The sequence below is a fragment of the Streptomyces sp. P17 genome (genome assembly GCF_032436805.1).
Taxonomy (GTDB): Bacteria; Actinomycetota; Actinomycetes; order Streptomycetales; family Streptomycetaceae; genus Streptomyces.
Map to the genome: position 1 here is coordinate 1 of NZ_JAVRBF010000649.1, position 281 is coordinate 281.

1 protein-coding gene is annotated in these 281 nt (G+C 56.9%); it reads right to left on the reverse strand.

Features of this window, described 5'->3' with window-relative positions; translation table 11 throughout:
* The coding region (locus tag RMT89_RS46290; RefSeq protein WP_399498949.1) for a dTDP-4-dehydrorhamnose 3,5-epimerase family protein at nucleotides 1-124 on the reverse strand (124 nt) is incomplete at its 3' end.
* Between the last annotated feature and the right edge of the window lie 157 nt (nucleotides 125-281).

Consider the following 281-nt stretch of genomic DNA (forward strand, 5'->3'; position numbering starts at 1 on the left):
GATCGACCCCGGCCTCGCGCAACGACCGGCGATTCCAGCTTTCCGAAAAGAAGCCGCGCGCATCACCATGACGTGCTGGCGTCAGGACAAGGACGCCGGGAAGGGCGGTGGTCTCGATTTGCATGATAGCCTCAGGCTTCGAACATTCGGAGGCTGTTTATACGCAACCGCAGGGCTTGTCAGCCTGCTCATGAAGAAAAGTGAGCTGCTGCCGGTTTCGTGGACAGCAAGTTAAGCTAGGAGTTTGATCCCAGGTTTTGATGGTGCGATCCTTTCTCAGG